The organism is Flavobacterium movens, from assembly GCF_039581425.1.
GTDB lineage: Bacteria > Bacteroidota > Bacteroidia > Flavobacteriales > Flavobacteriaceae > Flavobacterium > Flavobacterium luteolum.
The window spans coordinates 445,624-471,148 of the sequence record NZ_JBCPXY010000002.1 but is presented as its reverse complement, the minus strand read 5'-3'; the positions used below and the strand labels follow the sequence as shown (position 1 = coordinate 471,148).

21 protein-coding genes are annotated in these 25,525 nt (G+C 33.3%); 10 read left to right on the top strand and 11 right to left on the bottom strand.

Annotated elements, in window-relative coordinates; all coding sequences use genetic code 11:
- Positions 1–652: 652 nt before the first annotated feature.
- The 6 genes from AAYQ05_RS05385 to AAYQ05_RS05360 form a co-directional block, all read right to left on the bottom strand.
- Entirely contained in the window at positions 653–934 is a 282-nt protein-coding gene (locus AAYQ05_RS05385; protein WP_343541686.1) for a hypothetical protein, read from the bottom strand.
- 214 nt (positions 935–1,148) lie between these two features.
- Entirely contained in the window at positions 1,149–3,173 is a 2,025-nt protein-coding gene (locus AAYQ05_RS05380; RefSeq protein ID WP_343541683.1) for a UvrD-helicase domain-containing protein, read from the bottom strand.
- Entirely contained in the window at positions 3,174–5,168 is a 1,995-nt protein-coding gene (locus tag AAYQ05_RS05375) for an ATP-dependent nuclease (RefSeq protein ID WP_343541681.1), read from the bottom strand.
- A gap of 180 nt (positions 5,169–5,348) precedes the next feature.
- Positions 5,349–6,146, bottom strand: a complete 798-nt coding sequence (locus tag AAYQ05_RS05370) for a TatD family hydrolase (protein ID WP_343541680.1) — start codon at positions 6,144–6,146, stop codon at positions 5,349–5,351.
- Positions 6,147–6,488: 342 nt separating this feature from the next.
- Complete coding sequence (locus AAYQ05_RS05365; RefSeq protein WP_343541679.1) at positions 6,489–7,910, bottom strand: RtcB family protein; 1,422 nt, start codon at positions 7,908–7,910, stop codon at positions 6,489–6,491.
- An 882-nt stretch (positions 7,911–8,792) separates the two neighbouring features.
- Entirely contained in the window at positions 8,793–10,310 is a 1,518-nt protein-coding gene (locus AAYQ05_RS05360) for a TROVE domain-containing protein (protein ID WP_343541676.1), read from the bottom strand.
- Positions 10,311–10,432: 122 nt separating this feature from the next.
- Between AAYQ05_RS05360 and AAYQ05_RS05355 the strand changes: the two genes are divergently transcribed.
- From AAYQ05_RS05355 to AAYQ05_RS05320, 8 genes are all read left to right on the top strand, one after another.
- Complete coding sequence (locus tag AAYQ05_RS05355; protein ID WP_343541675.1) at positions 10,433–11,080, top strand: HD domain-containing protein; 648 nt, start codon at positions 10,433–10,435, stop codon at positions 11,078–11,080.
- A gap of 60 nt (positions 11,081–11,140) precedes the next feature.
- The gene (locus tag AAYQ05_RS05350) at positions 11,141–12,178 is read left to right on the top strand and encodes a helix-turn-helix transcriptional regulator (RefSeq protein WP_343541674.1); all 1,038 of its coding nucleotides are present in this window, start codon (positions 11,141–11,143) and stop codon (positions 12,176–12,178) included.
- Positions 12,179–12,399: 221 nt separating this feature from the next.
- Positions 12,400–12,858 carry a MarR family winged helix-turn-helix transcriptional regulator gene (locus tag AAYQ05_RS05345; protein ID WP_274253820.1) on the top strand — a complete coding sequence of 153 codons (459 nt, stop codon included), beginning with the start codon at positions 12,400–12,402 and terminating at the stop codon, positions 12,856–12,858.
- Between the two features lie 47 nt (positions 12,859–12,905).
- A complete protein-coding gene (locus AAYQ05_RS05340) occupies positions 12,906–15,296 on the top strand; it encodes a 3-hydroxyacyl-CoA dehydrogenase/enoyl-CoA hydratase family protein (protein WP_343541671.1) in 2,391 nt (796 codons plus the stop codon).
- Between the two features lie 91 nt (positions 15,297–15,387).
- On the top strand, positions 15,388–16,569 hold the full coding sequence (locus AAYQ05_RS05335; protein ID WP_343541668.1) for a thiolase family protein: 1,182 nt from the start codon (positions 15,388–15,390) through the stop codon (positions 16,567–16,569).
- 129 nt (positions 16,570–16,698) lie between these two features.
- On the top strand, positions 16,699–17,049 hold the full coding sequence (locus tag AAYQ05_RS05330) for a four helix bundle protein (RefSeq protein WP_343541667.1): 351 nt from the start codon (positions 16,699–16,701) through the stop codon (positions 17,047–17,049).
- A 59-nt stretch (positions 17,050–17,108) separates the two neighbouring features.
- Positions 17,109–18,899: an acyl-CoA dehydrogenase FadE gene (locus AAYQ05_RS05325; RefSeq protein WP_343541665.1), complete on the top strand. Its 1,791-nt coding sequence runs from the start codon at positions 17,109–17,111 to the stop codon at positions 18,897–18,899.
- A gap of 230 nt (positions 18,900–19,129) precedes the next feature.
- Complete coding sequence (locus tag AAYQ05_RS05320) at positions 19,130–20,224, top strand: glycoside hydrolase family 18 protein (RefSeq protein WP_343541663.1); 1,095 nt, start codon at positions 19,130–19,132, stop codon at positions 20,222–20,224.
- A 48-nt stretch (positions 20,225–20,272) separates the two neighbouring features.
- Here the strand turns inward: AAYQ05_RS05320 and AAYQ05_RS05315 are convergent, their stop codons facing one another.
- From AAYQ05_RS05315 to AAYQ05_RS05300, 4 genes are all read right to left on the bottom strand, one after another.
- Entirely contained in the window at positions 20,273–20,764 is a 492-nt protein-coding gene (locus AAYQ05_RS05315; RefSeq protein WP_198856478.1) for a hypothetical protein, read from the bottom strand.
- A gap of 83 nt (positions 20,765–20,847) precedes the next feature.
- On the bottom strand, positions 20,848–21,762 hold the full coding sequence (locus AAYQ05_RS05310; RefSeq protein ID WP_343541660.1) for a transporter: 915 nt from the start codon (positions 21,760–21,762) through the stop codon (positions 20,848–20,850).
- 41 nt (positions 21,763–21,803) lie between these two features.
- Entirely contained in the window at positions 21,804–22,319 is a 516-nt protein-coding gene (locus AAYQ05_RS05305; protein ID WP_343541658.1) for a DUF4251 domain-containing protein, read from the bottom strand.
- A 4-nt stretch (positions 22,320–22,323) separates the two neighbouring features.
- The gene (locus AAYQ05_RS05300) at positions 22,324–22,752 is read right to left on the bottom strand and encodes an META domain-containing protein (RefSeq protein WP_343541656.1); all 429 of its coding nucleotides are present in this window, start codon (positions 22,750–22,752) and stop codon (positions 22,324–22,326) included.
- Positions 22,753–22,965: 213 nt separating this feature from the next.
- Between AAYQ05_RS05300 and AAYQ05_RS05295 the strand changes: the two genes are divergently transcribed.
- On the top strand, positions 22,966–23,493 hold the full coding sequence (locus tag AAYQ05_RS05295; protein ID WP_008468500.1) for a superoxide dismutase family protein: 528 nt from the start codon (positions 22,966–22,968) through the stop codon (positions 23,491–23,493).
- A 109-nt stretch (positions 23,494–23,602) separates the two neighbouring features.
- Entirely contained in the window at positions 23,603–24,805 is a 1,203-nt protein-coding gene (locus tag AAYQ05_RS05290) for an LETM1-related biofilm-associated protein (RefSeq protein ID WP_111379027.1), read from the top strand.
- Between the two features lie 40 nt (positions 24,806–24,845).
- On the opposite strand, the gene can is transcribed toward AAYQ05_RS05290, so the two are convergent.
- Positions 24,846–25,481 (bottom strand): carbonate dehydratase, encoded by a 636-nt coding sequence (gene can / locus AAYQ05_RS05285; RefSeq protein ID WP_111288601.1) that lies wholly within the window; start codon positions 25,479–25,481, stop codon positions 24,846–24,848.
- Positions 25,482–25,525 lie beyond the last annotated feature (44 nt).

The window sequence follows — 25,525 nt, the reverse complement described above, 5'->3', positions numbered from 1 at the left end:
TCAATTTTGTTTGGCAAAGATATGATAGAAAAATTCATATTTCCAAATATTTTTTAAGCTTAATTTTCTGACTATCAATTAGTTATGTTAAAAATTTAGACAAAGAAATTCCTGTCCGCAAACTGGTGCAGATCTCATTTTTGTATCAAATGACTGTTACTCATTAGATTACTTTCCAAGACTATATCTTTCTATTTTTATTAATCATTAAACATTTTGGTCAATTATTTTTTTTAGTTTTTTTAGTTCTGGTTTGTTTTCTCTATCATTTTGTTGTCATGTTGAGCGAAGTCGAAACATCTTTTTTGTCACACTGAGCAAAGTCGAATTGCTTTTTAAGCGAAATCGAAAGGCTTTAAAACAAAAAAAGCGTCCTACAATGAGGACGCTTTTCTATTCTATGATGAGTTTGACTCTAAATACTAAATCATAATTTCATAAAAATACATACGCATCCTGAGCTATTAGCTGGAAAATCTCCTGCTAAAGGTTCAAAAAATTGGCTTGATGAATATTTCATATGTATTTTTTCTATTATTAATTACAGATACAAATGTACTATATTTTAGATTAATTTAACAAAATATAGTCAAAATATATTTTTTTGTAACAAAAAAATCCCGACAATTGGTTATTGTCGGGATTTGAGTTTTTATTGAAATAATTTACGGTTGCTACTACAAGCCTTATAAATCTGCTTCTCTGAAAATGGCGATAAGGTTTCTGCCAGATTTCGGCTGGTTCTTAAACAGCTCAGTATTTTTTGCCTTAAATTGATATCGTCGCCAAACTCTGTATGCATTAAGAGCTCGAAGATTTCCTGCAAATACAGGGGCTGTTCTTTGTAATCTCCCTCAAACAATTCGTCTGAAAGGAAATTAATTACGGATGGCACTACATCACGATGTGTTGGTTTTTGATTTTCTTTTTGCATAGTTCTGAAAATATTAAACACACGAAACCCACGATCGGTTGTGCAAAAACATTCCAAGGAATGAGATTAGGGCTATCACTAGCACCCTCAACGTAACGTGGGTTCGCTTATATTAAACTTAAAAATAATTTTTTAAGGATTTCTCCTTGGTGTAATGTTTTTGCTCTGCAAAGATATACCTTTATCTTAAAAAGAAAGTAAAAACTTACAATAATTACAGATTAATTTTTTTGATTTCAAATCCTTTAAAAAATTCTAACAATTGTTGCTCTTCTTCGTTATCTGCGACTAATCTAACACAGACTAAATTTTTAATTGCTCTCGAACAGGCTACATAGAAAAGCTTTTGATTTTTAGACTTTTTATTTAAATCTTCTTCATTTTTATCATAGATTGATTTAAAATTATATTTATTCCAAAAGTATTCATCCATTACGACCATTACATTTTCAATTCCTGAACCTTTAGTTTTATGCATCGTAATATAATTTGATTCAATGTTGCCTTCAATATAATTGTAATAATTCAATATTTCCACAAATTTCAATTCATTTGAAAACAATTTGATATAGAAATTTTTCTTTTTTCTATTTTTATCAAACTCTTCAAATTCTTCTTCCGATATACTCGAATCTATTTTTGCAATTTTTGCAAAAGTATTTTCTCCATTTTCAAATAAAGCTTCTAATTCTAAAAATCTATTATCTAATTCGATATTCTTTAGAAAAGAATCCTTACTTGAAATATAATTCAAATATGAATCTGATTTTTTTATCAGCTTATTATTAAATGCAAAACGTAAAACTCTATCTAAAGAACTTTTAGAATTTAATAATGAATCAAAAATTCTTTTTATTTTAATTTTATCTTTAACAGATTTTAATTCAAAACCACATTTCTTCAGTTTAGTAAGAACAAAATTATAGTTTTTATTTTTATAAGCTGAACAAAGATCATATAACTCAATCAATTGAATCCTTGCTAAAGTTTTTTCTATTTCTTCTTTAACTTCTGAATATCTGTCATTAAAAATTTGATAAAGGAAACTAAAACCCAATTCACTTGAAATGGACTTATTTGTCAACATTAGCTTTTTAATTTCTGGATTATCAATTGAACATTTAGCAATTAATTTGTTTAGAACGTCAAAGTAATTGTTTTTATCTTCAACATTACTATGAGTTGTTGGTTTCTTACCATAAATAGAGTAATAAATTGTAACTTCTCCTTTCCTATTATCAGAAACCTCTCCTTGCTTTAAAGCTAATTGTTGTTTTAAACCATCATTTCTAATTTTGTTTACAAAATCTATTACTTTATCAGAACATCTAAAATTATCTTCTTTTTCAATTTTAATTAATTTCAGTTCTGTTATTTCTTTTTCAACGTCGCCAATCCCGTCATCGTAAATTCCTTGCATTGAATCACCGAAAAATCCAATTGTTGTCTTATTATTTTTAGGTAATGTGCTTAAAAAAACGTCTACTATTTTTTCATTTGTATCCTGATATTCATCAATTAATATAAAGTCAAATTTATCACTAACAATTTTTCCTAGTAAATTATGTTTTTTAAAAAGTAAAGAAGCTACATATAATAATTCATCATGTCCAAAAGATAGTTCTTTAAAATTATTGTAACGTGTTTCATTATATCTTACTTTATTATAATCTATTGATCTGATCTCTGATAATATAATTTGATTTAATTTTTCTATTTCTTCATTTAGTGTATTATTAAAAACTATTGGAGTTTTATCATATTCCCTTTTACCGATAACTTTAGGTGTTTTATCTCCCGTAGTAGTAAATAGCATTCTAGAATATTTGCCATATGCTTTCTTAAACTTTTCATGCTCATTTAGATTATATCCTTTTTCATCTTCTTCAGGGACTAGAATTTCTCTATTCATTTGCTCAATTTTAAAAACTTCAAAAATTGTCTCATGAATATTTTTTTTGTAATTTTTAATTAAATCATTTAAAAAAGAATGTATTGTAGAAACTACAAAGTTGCTTCTTTCTCCAATCCTCGCTTTTATTTCTTCTACGGCAACGTTTGTAAGAGTAATACATACGCCTTTTTTATCAGGATAATTTTCAGTAATATATTCAAGAATTTGTTTTAAGGATTCTGTTTTTCCACTACCTGCACCGCCCTGCAAAACAAAATTTTGAAATTTCTCTTGAGGTTTTTGATTATTATCAATAACTTCTTTTATTTTTTCAATTGCTGTCATTTAGGCTATCCATTTTAATCCTTCAACAATATATAACGGTGTTTTCCATTCCACTTTACCAGTTAGTGCTAAATATAGAATTGAAGATGCAAAATCTGATTTCCCATCCGTTTTTAAAATTTTTTGAGTCAAATCATAAAAATCTGTTCTTAAATCGGTCAGTTCCGATTTATTTTGAATTCCTTTTATATCATCTTTAAATTTTACAATTTCTTTTAAATTCAAACTAATAAATGCATCTTCAAAACTTCTACCGTGATAACCGGAATCGTCTATCTGATGCGCAATCTTAATAAAATGTGATCCATCTTGCAATGAATTAGACTTAAGTTTTTTAAACCATTCTTCTATTTCTTCTTTTTTACCATTAGCTGGAATATTTAAAAATTCTTTAATAGAATAATTACTAGTATTATCTCCGTCAATTACTGCACAAGCTATATTACTTGAACTTTCCTTTTTATCCTCCGTTGCAGGAACAATAACTAATTTAGTAGTATCTATATCGGTAATTATTAAAGTTTTTATTTCTAAAAACTCTAAAAAATGCTTGAATGCCTTTGAATTAGCTCCGACTTCAATTATTGAAATATTCTGAGAAGATATTTTATTTCCTGAAGTAGTAATTAATTTATCATATTGACTAATAAAATACGGTAACAACATTTTTTCTGTAGTTCCTTCAATAAAAATAATTTTTTCAGCAAAGAACAACTCCGATGAATATAGAGTTAAATACTGTTTTAAAAATTTAAAATATTCTTCTTGCCCCTTATATTTAACTTCTAAATCTGAATAAAAGTTTTTAATTACGATGTTTCCATTTTGAAGTCTAAAATACCGCAAATCAGAAAAATTACATTGAGAAACAATATGTGACGAATGTGTCGTTATAAAAGTCTGTAAATTAACATCTTTATTAATCTCTTTTATTATTTCTTGAATTTTTTGACTAAATATATATTGCATTTGAGGATGCGTATGTGCCTCTGGTTCTTCAATAAATAAAAGATTTATATCTTTTTTCTCATCCACAAAATACTTTCTCTTTACTTCAATTTGAAGCAATAAATAAAGAATATTTAAATACCCCAAACCGTTTAAATGTTCTGGCAAATTGTTTGAACCATCACCATATACAATTTTAGAATAATTTGTAAAAATTTGTTTTGATTCCAAATCTGAAATAACTTTTAAATCCTTTATACCAAGAAATCCTTTAGCATTTTCTAAAAATGGACTAAAATGTTTTTCGTACTTTTCATCCAAAGTATTATCCATTTTAGATATTGCATCATTAATCTCAAAAAAATCTGAAGACGATTCCTTATGTTCTTTGTTAAAATATTGAGTAGTTAATTCCGATAGAGACCTTTTACCATTTCCAGTTGTTTCCGAACTTGAAACATTTCTTTTCGCATGAATGACTTGAAAATTGATTAAGTTTCTAATAGAAGAAATATCTTTCTTAACCATATTACCTCTATTAGCTATTTCTAAGTCAGTATCATTTTCGAAAACATAAATGTTTTTATTTATTAAATAATCCGATAAATTCTTTTCAATAAATTTTTCCCTATTAGTTGTTACTTTGGACAAATCTTTCACAAGCTTGTCTTTATCAATTGAACATTCAAATAAGATTTTCACAACATTTAAGGAAGGATCTAAATCTAAAATAAAATCAGAAATGTTTTCTAAAGAGTCTTTCGAATCATACTTTATTTCAAGAATCATTTGAATAGATAAATTCTCAACAATAGTAGAATCATTTATATTATAAATTTCATCTCGTAATGACGTAGAAAAATCATGAAAATTAAATTTAAAACTTTCGTTTCTATAAAACTTGTCAAATAGCATTATGAATGAAGTCTTACCGCTATTATTTCTTCCGATCAAAAGAGACAATTCTTGTTTTATATTTTCACTAAGTAAAAGTGTCGTTTCTTTTAATAATCTGAAATTTTTGATTTTAATTTTACTTATATACATATTTTCATTTTGTTTTTTATCAAATCTAACTACAAAAGAATTCTAAGCATTACGGTAATCCGTAATGCTTGGAATTTTATTACTCTTTACAATTGCTCTCAAATATATACAAACAAAAAGCCTTCAAACCAAGTACAAACCCCTGATTTAAAAGCCAACAAATAATCTTTATATTATAATCTAAATCCCAAAAAAGCTTTTAGAATTCCTCGTCGTTTCCTCCGCTACTTTAGCCAAAGTAATACCTTTAAACTGTGCAATTGTTCCAGCAACATACGGCAGAAAAGCAGGTTCGCAACGGCGTTCATGGTATTTCTTCAGGAGACTGTTCGGGACATTTTTAGGAAGCATAAACGGCGCATCGGTTTCAATCATCATTCGGTCGAGCGGTACGTACTGAATGACTTCTTTTAAATGGCTGAAACGTTTGGCATCTGAAATCGCTCCCGTAAAACCCAGATAAAATCCGTTATCGAGATAGGTTTTGGCTTCCTGCAACGTTCCCGTAAAACAATGTACAACGGCTTTTGGCAATTGCGGTAAATAGTCTTTGGTAATATTCATAAACGAATTAAAAGCGCTTCTTTCGTGCAAAAACAAAGGTTTCTGCACTTCGATCGCCAATTCGAGTTGGGCTTTATAACATTCTTCCTGTTTGTTTCGGGGCGAAAAGTCACGATCAAAATCGAGTCCGCATTCGCCAACGGAAACGACTTGTTTCTGCTTTAATAAATTCCGCAGTTTCGAAATGCTTTGTGCATCGAAACTCTTCGCATCATGCGGGTGAATTCCGGCTGTCGAATATAATATTCCCGTATATTGTTTTGCGATTTCTAATGACGCTTCGCTGTTTCGTACGCTTGTTCCCGTTAGGATCATTTGCGATACATCGGCGTCGAGCGCGTCTTGTACGACATCGTCTATGTCGTTTTGGAATTGTTTGTTGGTTAGGTTGATTCCTATGTCTATATAATTCATTTTTTTAAAGTTGCTAAGGTTCTGAGAGGCTAAGATTCTAAGTTTTTTTCCTCTCTGAACCTTTAATTATTTTTTATTTTTTAAACGTAATATTTGTCATTTCGACGAAGGAGAAATCTTCGCGAGAAACTCTACAAAGATTGGACTCACGTTGCGGAGCTACTTGTGGAGATTTCTCCTCCGTCGAAATGACATAAAATGAGGAAAAACCTTTGCGAACCTTGCGTAGATCTTAGCGAACTTTGCGGTTAAAATCACCACAAAGCGTTAGACGAACTGCAGTGCGTCTCTACACTGAAAACTGTGACCGAGACTGAACACTAAAAAACTGATCACTGACCACTAGTCTTCTCGGCTTCCATCATCAGCCATTCTAACCAATTTAGGTGTAAACTTCGCTACAACATCTACTAAATCCTGTTGCGCTTCCATCACCTGATTGATATCTTTATAAGCCATTGGGGCTTCGTCAAGACCTGCTCCAATAAGCGTAACACCATGATCTCTCAGGATCGATTTCATTTCGGTTTGTGTGATGTTTTTAATGGCTTGCGTTCTGCTCATTTGTCTTCCTGCTCCATGCGAAGCCGAATTGATGGCATTCTCCTCGCCTTTTCCTCTCACCAAAAATCCCGGTGCGGTCATACTTCCCGGAATGATTCCCATAACGCCTTTTCCGGCTGGAGTTGCTCCTTTTCTATGTACGATCACTTCTTCGCCGTTCCAGATTTCTTTCCAGGCAAAATTATGGTGGTTTTCGACTTTGGCTAAAATCGTCGCACCCAAAGCGCGTTCCATTTTGTTATGGATAATCTCGTGACAAGCCGAAGCGTAATCTCCCGCCAAATTCATCGCCAACCAATATTCCTGACCTAATTGCGAATTCATATCTAAATACGCCAAGTTTTTTGCCACTTCTGGAAGTTTACATTCGTCTTTGGCGATTTTAGTATAATGTCCGGCAATTGTGGCTCCCATTCCGCGTGAACCCGAATGTGTTAACAAAGCGACGTATTTTCCCTTTGGGATATTCAAAACCGCATCGTCTTGCGCAAATTCCATGATTCCGAATTCCACAAAGTGATTTCCACCACCCGAAGATCCTAATTGCGACCAGGCTTTATCTTTCAAGTTCTTCACAAACGGATTCATATTGAAAGTCTCGTTCTCCAAAACCGCATGATCTGATTTGTACTGACCGTGAAATCCGTGACCTGCTCCAAAAATAGAATTGGCAATTAATTCTTTTTTGAATTTGGCTTCGTTTTCAAAGTAAAAATCTTCTGGAATATCATAAACCGACAACGCCATTCTACATCCAATATCAACTCCAACACCATACGGAATAATGGCATTTTTTGTGGCTAGAACTCCGCCAATTGGTAATCCGTAACCTTGGTGCGCGTCTGGCATTAAAGCTCCGGCAACCGTAACAGGCAATTTCATAGCAATTTCCATTTGCTTTCTAGCTCCGTCTTCGATATGATCCAATCCGTAAGCCGAATACGCATTCGGATTCTGATTTAAAGCAATGAAATCTTCTGGTTTTTCATTCGATTTTTCGATTAAAGCCACAGCCAGTCTGCTGAAGATTTTATCGTCTATATAATTTTCCGGAGTTTCTAAGACGTTTTTGAAATTTGTGATCATTTCGTCTTTTGTGAACCCGTTTCTTTTGCTATCTATTTTTAAAGCAATCCCGATTATTTTTCCTTCTGGGAATCCTAATTCTAATATATCTGTACCGTTTATTTGTGTTTTCATTTTTTTGTTTTTTTAAGGGACAAAGGTTCAAAGTGACAATGGCGCAAAGGTTTTTTGCCAAGCGAAGGCATATTTCTCGCAAAGTCGCTAAGACGCAAAGTTTTTATTTAAAGTGATTAACACGCTGTTTGTCATTTCGACGTAAGGAGAAATCTTCGCAAGAAGCTCTACAAAGATTGGCTTTTCGTTGCGGAGTAACTTGCGAAGATTTCTCCTTACGTCGAAATGACAAATAATGCGTTTTTTTCTATTTTCTTTTTTAATTCATAATTTTTAAAAGAGGTAACACTTAGGAATGGTCTAATTTTCTTGGAACGAAGTAACCATTTCCTGACGACACTCTTTTTTTAAGAGCAATATTCTATAAGCGACTTTAGGATTCGAACCTAATATTATCAACCAACGAAGTAGCGCTTTATAGACGGCATCTTATTTTTTGAAAAAGTAATAATTTATAAGAGTTAATATTCAACCTAAACGAAGTAGCTCTCATATACGACATTTTTCAGTTTTAAAAAGAAGTAAAAAGCAATAAGAGAAACGGGGCTTGTCTTGCCAGAGTCGAACTGGATAACCTTGCTGATTTTACAACTTCGCTATTCCTCCCCAAATTTGAGACGAAGTAACTCTTATTTACGACATTCTTTTTTATTTTTAAAACAAGGCAACAAACGATAAGTGACATATCCTGCTCTAACCACTGAGCTACATTTCTGTCATTAAACAGAATTGGTGGGATTCGAACCCACGTCCCGGGCGTTATCAATGCGAAGTAACACTTATCTACGACACTTGTTTTTTATTCTTATTTTCAATGAACTTATTTCTTTTACAAATATTCAAATCATACTGCGCAATTATTTTGCGCAGTAGATTGAAAATTTACAATTCTATTCGATTAATGTAATTCAAAGCGCTGTTTTTATCCTCTAAAGCATTCAAAACATCAAACACTTTATCTGACCAACCGGCTATTAAATATACATCGTTTTTTTCCATGTTTATTGGCGACTGACCGTAACCAGCCAAATCAAACAAATATAATTTTGCATTTGGTGCGATACTTTTGTATCGATTCCATGAATTTGCAAATGAGTCTTTTGTGTACGCGTTATTCCACATTTGAACGTCTGTAAACAACATTACTTTATCTACAATTTCTTTTCGGGCGATTAAATCTTCCAAAACCAAATGACCATTTGTAGCGTAACCTACTTCACCTTCGCGTTTGTAATATTCGTTGACGTTGGCCAATATGCTTCGTTTTGGCATATTGATTATTTTCCATCGATCACCAAACATACCGCTTACCACATTTTTACAACGACTTTGCATTAACATACCCAACATCAATCCGATATCATAAAGCAATACTTTACTTTTTGGTGAAATTGGCTGTTGCATTGAACCCGAAACGTCACAAGCGATTACAATTGATGTGCTAACATCAAAACCTTTTATGTTTTGTGAACTGATTGTAACGGCATCTTCCAAAGCATCTAAAACCATTGAAGTGAATTTAAAATTCAAATCTTTCAGTTCACGATAAGCAGATAAAAATCGGAATGGCAATTGTTTTGAGTTTACGACTGCTTTTTCGTTAGAAAGATAATCGCATACTTTCAACATATGAAAACCAGAAACATTCGCTTCTAAGATATTTCGTAAGTTACGCAACAAAGCCATGTAACCTATTTTACCGCTATCAATCAATTCTTCCCATTTTTGAGTAAATGCTTTTTGTTTTTCAAATTCGTTATAAAACTTTATTTGACCTAATTGCGACAACTCAGTTTCCCAGGTATATGGCGTTTGCAAAGTGTTACTCGCAACTTTATTAAAGATCGCTTGCTGTGCTTCATCTTTTGCTTTTGGATGAACCAAAAACAATGCGTCTTTTAATTTCACCGCATCATCACGATTGTATTTTGCCAATTGGTATTCATCAAATTTATTGAATGAAACTGCCAAACCTTTTTGGATTTGTTTTGATAAACGGTTTAATTTCTTAACGCCATTTCGTTCATTTGCCATTTGGTAAAATGCTAATAATTCTGTTATCTCGTCTGCACGCTGAATCACGTGAGTTATCATTTTACTGATTAATGAATCGCCAGAATAAATCTTAGCCAATTCTACAACCAAAACTAATGGCACTGAACGCATGTGCATTTCGTTACGTGCATAAACTGCCAATTTTGCAACAAATACTGGATTACATTTTTTAATCAAGTTTTTGATTCTTTCTAAACGAGTTGTATCTTTTTCATAAAATGAAGCACTTAAGCTTGTTGTTACAACTGCTGCGTATAATTCGTCTTCTGATGTTAAAGAAAAAGGCGTTGCATTTTCGTGATTAACTATATTGTTTTTCTCTTTTGCTAAAAAATTGAATTTCATAATTTCTGGTTTTTAAAATTAGACAATGGTTATTGTTTTATTTCTTGAGCAAAGATTTCAAAACTACTACGCAATTATTTTGCGCAGTAAAAAAAGAATTTTAAATTTGAGTAAAAAACAAGATGATTTTAGAGAAAATCTATTCTGAATTACTTTCAAAAATTGGCTTTTCAGCAATTGAAGTTCAGGAAAACTGGCTGGATTTAAAAAAGGCATATTCCAAAAAATCAAGGCATTACCATAATCTCACGCATTTAGAAGAAATGATTGAAAGTTTTGAAGTCTATCGCGATAAACTTCAAAATCCAAACGAAATATTATTTTCAATCTTCTATCATGATTTTGTGTATTCGGCTTCAAAAAAAGATAATGAACTTAAAAGTGCTGAGTTTGCTGTATCTATTTTTACCAATATTAAACCCGACAGGTTTTTAAAACCTGTCGGGTTTGCGGAATTTGATCGTCAATTAGTTTTTGATACTATTTGCGCCACACAGCAACATCAGCAAAATGAAATTGAAGACATTAACTGGTTAATCGATTTTGATTTGAAAATCCTTGCTAAAGATTGGGAAGATTATAAAATCTACTTCGAACAAATCAGAAAAGAATATCGCATTTATCCTGATTTTCTCTACAAACCCGGACGTGCAAAAGCGTTGAAGCATTTTCTGGAAAATGAGTTTATTTTTCAGACTGATGAATTTAGGAGTTTGTATGAGGGAAAAGCTCGGGCTAATATTGAAAGAGAAATAAAGTTATTAAGCTAAAAAATTGAATCTCGCAATCCCGATAGCTATCGGGATTGCGAGCAAAAAACACAAAAAGCAATGTCACAAAACAAAAACGCCTTAATTCGCTACAAAACCATCGATAAATGTCTGCAAAATAAATACAGGCAATGGACACTCGAAGATTTAATCGAAGAATGTTCTGAAGCTTTATCTGAATATGAAGGACGACAAAACCCAATTAGCAAGCGAACGATCCAAATGGATATTCAATTGATGCGGAGCGAGAAATTGGGTTATAATGCGCCGATCGTCGTTTATGATAAAAAGTATTATAAATATGAAGACGAAGATTTTTCGATAACCGATATTCCACTGACGGAAACCGACATGAATGTTTTGACGGAAACGGTTTCAATGTTGAAACAGTTTAAAGATTTCTCATTATTTAATGATGTATCGGATATTTTGCAGCGATTGGAAGATAAAATCTATGCTGAGAAATCGCATACCAAACCTGTTATTTATTTGGATAAAAATGAGAAACTAAAAGGACTGCATTATCTGGACGAAATATATCAAGCGATTATCAAGAAAATGGTTCTGATTATTACTTATAAATCTTTTAAATCCAGAGAAGAAACAAAATTCCATTTTCATCCTTTTGTATTGAAGGAATTTAATAATCGTTGGTTTTTGATTGGAAAGAAAAAAGCCTCACAGCCGATTACCAATTTAGCATTGGATAGAATCATTTCGATTGATTACGATTTTAATCATCCTTATTTAGAAGAAGATTTTGATGCCGACATTTATTATAAAGATGTAATTGGTGTTACAGTAAATTCAGGATTAAACGCAAGGCGTATCGAATTATGGGTTGATGCTTCGAACGCGCCTTATGTACTTACAAAACCTTTGCACGAATCTCAGCGTTTAATTAAAGAAAACGAAGATGGGAGCGTCATTATACACATATATGTAATCCCAAATTACGAGATGGAGAGGCTTCTACTAGGTTTTGGAAGCTGTTTGGAGATTTTAAGACCAGAAGGTCTGAGAAATCGTATGAAAAAGATACTTCTAGAGGCCATTTCGCATTACGATTCTGAAAAACCAACTGAATTAAATGCATAATTTTTTACAGAATACAAAAATAAATGCGTTTTAAAAATTAAAAAAAGATTTTTACCGCATTAAAAATGTTAAAATCTAAAAAAAGAATAGTATATTTCACTTAAAATAAACCACCAAAACCCTCTAAATCAGGGATATTTTATAACTAACCAAAAAATTATTAAAAAATTATATGCATGCATAGTATTTTTTAATTATATTTGAAATCGATATAGTTACCTATGAAAGACAAAACGATAGATTATATTTTAAGAGCGACATGGCAAGCTGTTTCAAGAATGTATAATGAAGAAGCTGCTAAATACGATGCCACAATGGCGACAGGATTTGCTCTTTTAAGTATGGACAAAGAAGAAGGAACTCCATCAACGGCTCTTGGCCCAAGAATGGGAATGGAAGCCACCAGCTTAACAAGAACCTTAAAATCTATGGAAGAAAAAGGTTTGATTGTTCGCAAAAAAAACCCAAGCGATGGCCGAGGTGTTTTGATTTACCTGACCGATTTTGGAAAAGAAAAAAGAGATTTATCTAAAAATACAGTTCTAAAGTTTAATGAAACCGTTAGAAAACATGTCTCAGAAGAAAAGCTGAATCATTTTATCGAAGTTTCTGAAATCATCAATGAACTGATTCACGATAAAAACATATTTAATCAAACAGAAAACACAGAAGAAAAGTAATCAATTTTGATTGTCCTGATTCTGTAAAAAAACAAATAATAACAAATATGAAACGCACAATTAAAAAAGTTGCTGTAATTGGATCCGGAATTATGGGTTCAGGTATAGCTTGTCATTTTGCTAACATTGGTGTCGAAGTTTTACTTCTGGACATTGTACCGCGTGAACTGACCGAAGCTGAAGCTAAAAAAGGGTTAACACTTGAAAGTAAAGCCGTTCGTAACCGTGTGGTAAACGAACATTTGGCGAATTCATTAAAATCGAAACCATCTCCTATTTACAGTCAGAAATTCGCAAACAGAATTACGACTGGAAATACAACAGATGATATGGCAAAAATTGCTAATGTTGATTGGATTATTGAGGTTGTTGTAGAGCGTTTGGATATCAAAAAATTAGTTTTTGAACAAATCGAGAAATTCCGCAAGCCGGGAACTTTAGTTACTTCAAACACTTCTGGTATTCCAATTCACTTTATGAGTGAAGGAAGAAGCGAAGATTTCCAACAGCACTTCTGTGGTACTCACTTTTTTAACCCTGCGCGTTACTTAAAATTATTTGAAATTATTCCTGGTCCAAAAACTTCAACTGAAGTTTTGGATTTCTTAAACGAATACGGATCTAAATTCTTAGGAAAAACTTCGGTTGTTGCTAAAGACACTCCGGCGTTTATTGGAAACAGAATTGGGATTTACGGAATCCAGAGTTTATTCCACTTAGTGAAAGAAATGGGATTAACAATTGAAGAAGTTGATAAATTGACTGGCCCAGTAATTGGTCGTCCAAAATCGGCTACTTTCCGTACAGTTGACGTTGTTGGATTGGATACTTTGGTACACGTTGCCAATGGTATTTACGAAAACTGCCCGAACGACGAACAACACGAATTGTTCAAACTTCCAGATTTCATCAACAAAATGATGGAAAATAATTGGTTAGGAAGCAAAACAGGACAAGGTTTTTATAAAAAAGTAGATAAAGATATTCTTTCTTTAGACTTAAATACATTAGAATACCGCGCTGCAAAAAAAGCAAATTTTGCTACACTTGAACTAACAAAAACTATTGACAAACCAATCAATCGTTTTAAAGTTTTAGTAAAAGGAACAGATAAAGCGGGAGAATTCTACCGTAAGAGTTTCGCCGGAATGTTTGCTTATGTGTCAAACAGAGTTCCTGAAATCTCAGACGAATTATACAAAATTGATGATGCTATGAAAGCTGGTTTTGGATGGGAAAATGGCCCATTCGAAATCTGGGATGCTATTGGTGTTGCCAAAGGAATTGAAATCATGAAAGCGGAAGGTTTAGCGCCTGCTCCATGGGTTACTGAAATGTTGGCTTCTGGAAGTGACAGTTTCTATACTGTTAAAGAAGGGGCTACTTATTTCTACAATATTCCAACAAAATCACAAGAAAAAGTTCCTGGACAAGATTCATTCATTATTCTGAACAACATTCGCGAAAGCAAAAAAGTTTGGAGCAACAGTGGTGCAATCATTCAGGATTTAGGAGACGGAATTTTGAACTTAGAATTCCAATCTAAAATGAATACAATTGGTGGCGATGTTCTACAAGCTATCAATAAAGCAATCGACTTATCTGAAAAAGAATATCAAGGTTTAGTTATTGGAAACCAAGCAGCGAATTTCTCTGTTGGAGCTAATATCGGAATGATTTTCATGATGGCAGTTGAGCAAGAATACGACGAATTGAACATGGCAATCAAATTGTTCCAAGATACAATGATGCGTGTTCGTTACTCTTCTATTCCAGTTGTAGTAGCGCCTCACGGAATGACTTTTGGCGGTGGATGCGAAATGAGCTTACATGCTGATAAAGTGGTAGCTGCTGCAGAAACTTATATGGGATTAGTTGAATTTGGTGTTGGAGTTATCCCTGGTGGTGGTGGTTCTAAAGAAATGACTTTAAGAGCATCTGATTTATTCCGCAAAAACGATGTGGAGTTGAATGTTCTTCAAGAGTATTTCTTGACAATCGCAATGGCTAAAGTTTCGACTTCTGGTTATGAGGCCTTTGATACTGGACTTCTTCAACATGGAAAAGATATTATCGTAGTAAACAAAGATCGTCAGATTGCTGAAGCTAAAAAACATGCTTTGTTAATGGCAGAAGCGGGTTATACACAACCAATCAGAAGAAATGATATTAAAGTTCTAGGAAAACAAGCTTTAGGTATGTTCTTAGTTGGAACTGACCAAATGCAGGCTGGAAAATACATTTCTGAGCACGATAAGAAAATCGCTAACAAACTGGCTTATGTAATGGCTGGTGGTGATTTATCTGAAGCAACTTTAGTATCTGAACAATATTTATTAGATATCGAACGTGAAGCTTTCTTGAGTTTATGTACTGAGCGTAAGACTTTAGAGAGAATCCAATATATGTTAACTAAAGGAAAACCGCTTCGTAACTAGATAATAAGATGCAAGAAACAAGAAGCAAGACTTTAGAAATATCTTGCCCCTTGCCTCTTTCTTCTAATAAATCTTAAAAAAACAAAAACAAATGAAAACAGCATATATAGTAAAAGCATATAGAACAGCAGTTGGAAAAGCTCCAAAAGGTGTTTTTAGATTTAAAAGACCTGATGAATTAGCTGCAGAAACCATTCAGTTTATGATGGACGAACTGCCTAATTTCGACAAAAAACGTATCGACGACGTTATGGTAGGAAATGCCATGCCGGAGGCGGAACAAGGTCTTAACGTTGGGCGTTTGATCTCTTTAATGGGACTAAAAGTAGAAGACGTTCCTGGAGTTACGGTAAACCGTTACTGCGCATCTGGATTAGAAACTATCGGAATGGCTACTGCAAAAATCCAATCAGGAATGGCAGATTGTATCATTGCAGGTGGTGCAGAAAGTATGAGTTATATTCCGATGGGAGGTTACAAACCAACTCCAGATTATAAAGTTGCTGCTGCAGGTCACGAAGATTACTATTGGGGAATGGGTTTAACTGCTGAAGCGGTTGCCAATCAATATAAAATCTCAAGAGAAGACCAAGATGAGTTTGCTTACAACTCTCACATGAAAGCTTTGAAAGCTCAGGCTGAAGGAAAATTCGACAAACAAATCGTTCCGATTACTGTTGAGCAGACTTTCATTAACGAAAATGGTAAAAAAGAAACTAAATCATACGTTGTAAATAAAGACGAAGGACCAAGGGCAGGAACTTCTAAAGAAGCTTTAGCTGGTTTAAGACCAGTTTTTGCTGCTGACGGAAGTGTAACGGCTGGTAACTCTTCTCAAATGAGCGACGGTGCAGCATTCGTTTTAATCATGAGTGAGGACATGGTTAAAGAATTAAATCTTGAGCCAATTGCCAGATTAGTAAATTTTGCTTCTTCTGGTGTTGAGCCAAGAATTATGGGTATTGGTCCTGTAAAAGCAATTCCGAAAGCGTTGAAACAAGCGGGATTAACATTAAACGATATTGAGTTAATTGAATTAAACGAGGCTTTTGCTTCACAAGCTTTAGCAGTAACTCGCGAATTAAACATTAACCCAGAAATCGTAAACGTAAACGGTGGAGCAATCGCTTTAGGTCATCCTCTAGGATGTACAGGAGCTAAACTTTCTGTTCAGTTATTCGACGAGATGAAACGCAGAGGTAATAAATACGGAATCGTTTCGATGTGTGTGGGTACTGGACAAGGTTCTGCAGGGATTTACGAGGTGTTGTAGTTTTTTTTTTGAGAAGAAAGAAGCAAGAAGCAAGACTTACATTTGGAATGTAGAAATTCTAAAAGCGTATTTGTAAAAGTAGTAAAAAACTTACTTTTAAATTTTCTTCTTATCTTGCCTCAAAAAAACATGAGACACAATTTTAAGAATTTGAAAATTTGGATTTTAGCTATGGAAATTACAAATGATATCTATAAACTAACTTCCTCTTTTCCAAAGTCAGAAACATATAGTTTGACAAGTCAAATGAATCGATGTTCTGTTTCAATGCCTTCAAATATTGCTGAGGGCTCTAACAGAGGAAATAAACACTTTCAGCATTATTTGAATATTAGTTTAGGTTCGTCATTTGAATTGCAAACACAATTGTTAATAGCTTGTCAAAACGACTATCTAACAAAAGAAAAAACAGAAAAATTAGAAAACAAAATAATTGAATTTCAAAAGATGACTACAGGCTTCATCAATAAGTTAGGTTAAAATCTTTCTTCTTGCTTCTTGCCTCTTTTTCATCCTATCAATCTAAAAAACAAAAAGTCATGAGCGACAAAACAAGAGGAGGTCAATTCCTAGTTAAAGAAACAAAATGCGAGGATATCTTCACACCAGAAGATTTCTCTGAAGAGCAATTAATGATGCGTGACTCTGTAAAAGAGTTCGTTGACAAAGAATTATGGGCGCATAAAGATCGTTTTGAGAAAAAAGATTACGCTTATACAGAAGCTTCTATGCGTAAAGCTGGTGAACTAGGACTTTTAGGAGTTGCAGTTCCAGAAGAATACGGCGGATTAGGAATGGGATTTGTTTCTACAATGTTGGTTTGTGACTACATTTCTGGAGCAACAGGTTCGTTCTCAACTGCTTTTGGTGCGCATACAGGAATTGGAACTATGCCAATTACCCTTTACGGTACTGAAGAACAAAAGAAAAAATACGTTCCATTATTAGCTTCTGGAGAATGGTTTGGAGCTTATTGCTTAACTGAACCAGGCGCAGGATCTGATGCTAACTCAGGAAAAACGAAAGCAGTTTTATCTGAAGATGGAAAATACTACTCAATCACTGGTCAAAAAATGTGGATTTCGAATGCAGGTTTCTGTAGTGTTTTCATCGTTTTTGCTCGTATTGGAGATGATAAAAACATTACAGGTTTCATCGTAGAAAATGATCCGTCTAACGGAATTTCTATGAATGAAGAAGAACATAAATTAGGAATCCGTGCTTCTTCTACTCGTCAGGTTTTCTTCAACGAAACAAAAGTTCCGGTTGAAAACATGTTATCTGAAAGAGGAAACGGTTTCAAAATTGCTATGAACGCATTGAACGTTGGTCGTATTAAACTAGCAGCTGCTTGTCTTGATGCACAAAGAAGAGTTACTTCTGGAGCTGTAAAATATGCTAACGAAAGAATTCAGTTCAATACTTCTATTTCATCTTTTGGAGCTATCCGTTCTAAATTAGCTGAAATGGCAACTAACGCTTACGCTGGAGAAAGTGCTTCTTACCGTGCTGCAAAAGATATCGAAGACAGAATCGCTGCTCGTGAAGCAGAAGGAACTTCTCATCAAGAAGCTGAATTGAAAGGTGTTGAAGAATATGCTATCGAGTGTTCTATCTTGAAAGTAGCGGTTTCTGAGGACGTTCAATCTTGTTCTGATGAAGGAATTCAGATTTTTGGTGGAATGGGATTCTCTGAAGATACTCCAATGGAAAGTGCTTGGAGAGATGCTCGTATCGCTCGTATCTACGAAGGAACAAACGAAATCAACAGAATGCTTTCTGTTGGTATGTTGATCAAAAAAGCAATGAAAGGTCACGTTGATTTACTTGGACCAGCAATGAAAGTTCAAGAAGAATTAATGGGAATTCCATCTTTTGATACTCCAGATTTCTCTGAATTATTCTCTGAAGAAAAAGGAATTATTGCTAACCTTAAGAAAGTTTTCTTAATGGTTGCTGGAAGTGCTGTTCAAAAATATGGTCCAGAATTAGATGCTCACCAACAATTATTAATGGCAGCTTCTGATATCTTAATTGAAATCTATATGGCTGAAAGTACAATTTTGAGAACTGAAAAATTAGCAAAAGCTCAAGGCGAAGATAAAGTTCAAGAGCAAATTGCTATGGCAAAATTATACTTATACAAAGCGGTTGATATCGTAAACTTAAGAGGAAAAGAAGGAATTGCTTCTTTCGCTGAAGGTGACGAACAACGTATGATGTTAATGGGATTAAAACGTTTCACTAAATATACTAACCTGCCAAATGTTGTGGCACTTAGAGAAAAAATTGCAGCAAAATTAGTCGCAGAAGATACTTACTGCTTCTAATACAAAGATAGTTTTTAGCTTTTAATTTGTTATAAACCCGCACAAGTCCGAAACTGTGCGGGTTTATTTTTTTGATATTTTCAACGAAAGATATTTCTTATACGGCGCAATATTTTTGCAGCCATTTGCAAAATATTTGTTAAAATTAGCTTTCGAGCTCACATAGAATAGTTAAACATCAAATGTATTACAGTATATTTAACGTTCTAAAAACTATAAAAAACAAAATAATGAAACAAATTAACCTAATTGCATCATTTTTATTGTGCTTTTGCTTCACCGCTGCTTTTGCACAGAAAAATAAAAAAATGGACATTATTGCCTATTACACTGGCGATTCTCAAATTATTGATCAATACGAAGTTGGAAAATTGAACCAGATTATTTTTAGTTTTTGTCATTTAAAAGAAGGCAAACTAAGTGTCGATTCTGCAAAAGATTCTCTTACAATCAAACATTTAGTTTCGCTTAAAGCGAAAAATCCGCAACTTAAGATTGTTTTATCACTTGGTGGCTGGGGAGGCTGTGAACCTTGTTCTGAAGCATTCTCAACTGCAGAAGGGCGCTTAAAATTTGCAAAATCTGTTAAAGAAGTAAGTGACTATTTTAAAGTTGATGGTTTAGATTTAGATTGGGAATATCCATCAATTGAAGGACTTCCAGGTCATTTATATCAAGCTGCTGATAAACCTAATTTTACAGAACTTCTTAAAATTTTACGTTCAACATTAGGAAAAAAATATGAACTAAGTTTTGCCGCTGGAGGTTTTCAAAAATGTTTAGATGAGTCTATCGACTGGAAAGCTGTTGCTCCTTATGTAAACCGCATTAATATCATGAGTTACGATTTAGTAAACGGATATTCAAAAGTTACGGGACATCATACACCATTATATAGCACAAATCCGAAAGAAGAATCTACTGATAGAGCTGTTGAATTTTTATTAAAAGCTGGTGTTCCTGCTGAAAAACTAGTAATTGGAGGCGCATTTTATACTAGACAATGGAAAAACGTAGAAAACATCAATAACGGATTATATCAAGCTGGAGAACACTTTCAAGGTGTTGACTTTAAAAACTACGCTACAACATATACAGAAGCAAACGGCTGGAAATATTTTTATGATGAAAAAGCTCAAGCACCATATTGGTACAACGCTTCAACGAAAACTTTTGCAACGTCAGATGATTTAAAATCGATCAAAGCAAAAGCCGAATACGCAAAAGCAAAAAAATTAGGGGGAATTATGTTTTGGGAACTTACTTTAGATAGTTTCCGCGACGGAATGGTAAATGAAATTTACAAAGTTAAAACTGAAAAATAAAAAAAGCGGGAATCAAATTGATTCCCGCTTTTTTTATAGATGAATATTTTACATCGTTTTAGTCTTATTTTTATCCATTTCACCAATAAATGGAATAGCTTCTAAAATTTCGCTTCTAATTATAGTTTGAAGATAAACCTCAAGCTGAATAAACTTTGCTGCATTTATTGAACCAATTGCTTTTTTTGCCTGATTATAAGTTTTAGAGTAAAGCTTTTCATAATCAACATGGTTTTTCAAAGTAGCTTTTGCCAATTCATCAGCTTTAGCATCGGTTAAAGTTTCGTAATTAGCCGCATAATCATTTATCAATTGAAACTTTGTCTGCCCTAAAGCCTTTCGCGACGTTTCATAATTATCGTAAACTTTTGCAAAGGCTGCCGCTTGTGCGTCAGATAAATTCATGTACTGTTTTACCAGGTCAGCTTTAGATTTTCCATAAACACTTTGTACTACTTCTAAATCTTCTTTGTAAGAAGACTGCGCATAAGATGAAAATGAGGCTACTGCCATGATAAGAATAAGACTTAATTTTTTCATAGTTTCAATTTTAAATTTGTTTTTAAAAATATATGCATACTCAAATATACTGATTTTAAACACATTAAATCATAATCAATATTTTAAAAGAAAGAATATTGATAAACTGCTGATAAGGCATAATAATTTAGTCCGTTATTGGTATAAGCTCCAATATGATATTGAAATCTGACCGACTGTCCTTTCGCAATTGGAGTAGAAAAAGTTCCTCCTACTCTCCAGTTATCAATCTGGCTATCATCTGAAACTCCATCAGTAATAGTTCGACCTCCAAAGAACCAAGTCGTATTGAAGCCAACCCACATTTGGTTTTTAAAATAATAGCTTGCATGCGCCTGAACACTATAGGTTGGTTTTTGCTCTAATTTTTTTCCTAAATAATCATTATTATCTGTATAAAACCACATCCCACCATAGGCCTCGGCATAAACATGAGCAAATCGTTTCGACACCCCTATTTCGGGCTTAAAGGCCCAGCGGTTTGTTCCAATGTTTACTTGTTTATCGCCATAATATCTTCCGGTTGGAATTGAAGTAACCAAACTGACTCCAAGAATTGTTTTTTGCTCAAAACTTCTGAATTCAGATTTATCAAGTGCAGGAGAACCTAGCAAATTAATTCCGAAACGCACTTTCATATCTGCAAAACCAGTTCTTGAGCCAGTAATCAGCTGGTCACTAATTACAGCAGATCCATCCATAAACGTAAAAGGTAGCGCTACCTGTATACGAGCCAATTTATCAGCCATACCAAAAGTTCTGATATAATTTACAGCCATATTGTGGCTTTGAAGCGTAAAATCTTTTATAGGTAGAGAAGGATCTGTCAGCACATTTCCGTTCATAAAAACATAGCCTGCAGCAATTACATTTAAACCTTTAGGAACATTTGCATACACTCTGGGTTCCAAATCCTGACCAAATACGCTGAACACACCAAAAAAGAAAAATAAAATCGAAAACTGCCACTTTAATAACCAAAGAAAGATTCTTACCATATATTCAGACGAATTTGTGACAAGTTTAGTATTGAATTAAATCATTGTTTCTCTGCTGTTTTTGGAGCATATATCACTCCATCATAACTAATTGGACCTCTATTATTGCTACTCACAGAAAGTGTTGTACTACCATTATAGAATATAGAAAAGGTTAAATCGTAGACATCACTTTTACCTCTTACTGTTGCCTTTAGAATGGTATTATTCTTTTTACTTTCGACTCTAATATTCTCCGGCTTCCCTTCAAATTTTATACCACCATCGGTATTATAACCAACATTATAACCACGTCCAAAAAAGGGAAGATCGCAAGTTGTGCTATCAACTTTAAATTTTAAAAAATAAGTATTATAGTCTAGCTGAATTAATCTCCCGCCTTGAGGCGTTGTTTTTTGAGCTTCAAAAACAAAATTCCGATTATCTATAAGCGCTTTAATTTCATTTTGTTTCTTGAGTTCCCTTTCTTGCTTAAGTTCTTTTTTTGTTTTTTCCTGTCCAGAAACCGAAAAGTTAATTACAATCAAAAACAGTAAAACAGACATCGTAGTTTTCATAACACTATTTTTTAGTAAAACGCATCATGGCAATATCTCCAGAAATAAAATTCAAGGTCTTACCATCATCAGTTACATCGTAAGAAGTTATTTTTTGAAGCGTACTCAAATAAGTTTGTTCTCCTTGCAATCCATCCAAACACATCATTTTGGTTACTGCCATTGGCTGAGTAAAATCAATTTTGTTGCCATCAACAACCAATTTCCCTGTGTATGAATTACAGCTTGCGTTACCAGAAACCTGATTTGTTTTAGTATCAAATTGTATGGTTGGTTTTTTATTTGGGTATAATCCATCAAAAGCAATTCGTGGTCCAGAAATGTAATTCAATTCCCAAGTTCCATCAAGCTTAGAAACTGCATCCGTTTTTGCGCATTTGCAGGAAATTAAAAACGAACTAAAAAAAACGAGGGTAAAAATCTTTTTCATCATAACATTAAGGATTAAATGTGAGCGAATTAGACAAATGGTTTTCAGAAATTATTCGTTAAAAACCTATACGAATTTAAACAATATTTTCGGTTTTTAACTCAATCAATATCAAATTATAACGTATAGTTTGACTTTTTTTTAACTTTTAGAGTTAATCAATTCCGTTATTTTATGTTAAATTTACTTAATCTTTAACTAAAAATGCCCGTAGATATGAAAAAACTAATTGTTTCTTTCGCTATAATTACAGCCTTAATCATTGGTTGTAAAACAAATAACAAATCAAATGACGCTAAAACTCTGACTGTTGCATTAGAACCAAAAAGCAACAGCAAAGTAGCTGGAACTGCCACTTTTGTTGAGAAAAATGGCAAAGTAACTTTTACAGCAAAAATCACTGGATTAGAACCTGGAGTTCACGCAATTCACATTCATGAAAAAGCAGATTGTAGTTCTGCAGATGGAAGTTCTGCTGGAGGACACTGGAATCCAACTTTCAAAAAACATGGAAAATGGGGAGTTGGAGAATATCATAAAGGTGATATTGGAAACTTTACCGCTGATGCAAAAGGTAACGGATCTATCACTTTAACTACTGACGAATGGTGCGTTGGATGTGGAGATTCTAACAAAGATGTTCTTGGCAAAGGTTTAATTGTACACGCCGGAACAGACGATTTTACAACCCAGCCAACTGGAAATGCTGGAGGAAGAGTTGCCTGCGCAGGAATCATCAAATAAGAAAAATCATAATAACCGCTATTTTTAACAAAATCTAGCGGTTATTTCATTTTAAAATGAATCCTAAAACAAGAAAAAGGCATAGCTTTGCATCAGCAAAATAAAGTCCATGATTAACCCATCAGCACCAGGCTGGATCGATAAATTTTTTAGTGAACAGAAGTTTTCAGAAGCAATTCCTTTTGAAACTGTAGATTCGTTTTACTATAAAGTAAGAGAAACGGGATTTATTTACGGACATATTATTGCTATAGATTCGCAAGTTCCAATTCCGATAAAAGGTTGGTTTAAAACCGAAATTTCAAAAGTAGCCTTACTTAATACGCTCTATCATGTTTTTTGCTTAGAGAAAAGAAATTCGGAACCTAAAAATTTTATTTCTGAAGCTTTAAAGTTCTACAAGCAAATGAATCCAGAAGGATTTAATTTATTTAAAATTTTATTGCCAAAAGATACTCCTTCTCTATCTCTAGAAAATATTATTGACCAGAGAGTTCAGACTAATGATAGCATTATCAGCAAAAACTTCTCGCATTTGGTAACCAATGCGTTATTGTTTATTGATGTTTTGGCTTTCAGACAATATTTGGAACATGGCGAAATTCCTGAAAAATATTTAAAAAGAATTGAAGAAACGGTTCTCGGAATTGTAGGTTTGGCTTTAAAAACTAAAACTGTAAAATCACAGCATGATGATTTATTGATCAAACTTTTTGAAGCTTCTATACGCTATTCCAAATTTTCAAAAGTTACTGTTGAAACTTTAGAGACTTTACAGCTTGATTATTTTAAAAATGAATTAGAGCATTATTATCTAATTGACATGGCTGGAATGGCTTTATGGAGTGATGGTGTTGTAGAAAATGAAGAATCGTATTTTTTATATGCATTAGGGTCAACAATGGGGGTTTCTGATGATTTTGTAACGAAAAGCATGGATACAACCAATACTTTTATTACAACTCACAAAAAGAAGATTCCGTACTTTAATTATTCGAATCCTGTTAAACATTTTTATGATCAAATGACACATAGTGTAGTCAAACTAATCATACGAAACAAAAATCGATTGATTAAAGAAATCGTTCAGAGTAAAGAATTAATGGTGCTACTCGCCTATTCTACAACGAGAGATTTAGATGCAAAAGAAAAGAAAAAGGTGAAAAAACAGCTTTTGGATATTTGTAAAACCATTCCGTCACTGACAATATTCTTGCTTCCTGGAGGAAGTTTACTTTTGCCAATATTGATAAAGTTTATTCCAACAATGCTGCCATCGGCATTTAATGAGAATTTAGACGAAAACGAATAAAAAAAATCGCCCTTTTAAGGGCGATTTCTATTTCTATCTATTAAAGATCTAATTGGTACACTTCATCAAGCTCATCATTCGAAGCGATATTTACATCTAAATCGGTTACAAAACCTGAATTTAATCCATAAACCCATCCGTGAAGCATTAAATCTTGGCCATTTTTCCAAGCGTTCTGCACAATAGATGTTTTTGCTAAGTTGTAAACCTGTTCTTTCGTATTGATTTCAACAAAAGCATTAAAACGCTCTTCCTCGTTTTCAATAGAATTCAAGTATTTATCGTGCAAACGGTATTCATCTTTAATATGACGTAACCAGTTATCGATAATTCCAACAGACTGATGTCCCATCGCAGCTTTTACACCACCGCATCCATAATGTCCGCACACAATAATATGCTTAATTTTCAAAACATTTACAGCATAATCTAATACACTTAGCATGTTCATGTCAGAGTGCACAACCATATTGGCAATGTTACGGTGAACGAAAACTTCTCCTGGTTTTGCACCGACAATTTCGTTTGCAGGAACACGGCTATCAGAACATCCAATCCATAATAAAGGCGGTGATTGTCCTTTTGCTAAATCGGCAAAATAATTAGGATCTTTTGCTAATGAAGTTTCAACCCACTTTTTATTATTTTCTAATAACTGCTCATAAAATTTTCTCATTTTTTTTATTTTTTGTGTGGTGATTTCTAATTTATAATAGTCTC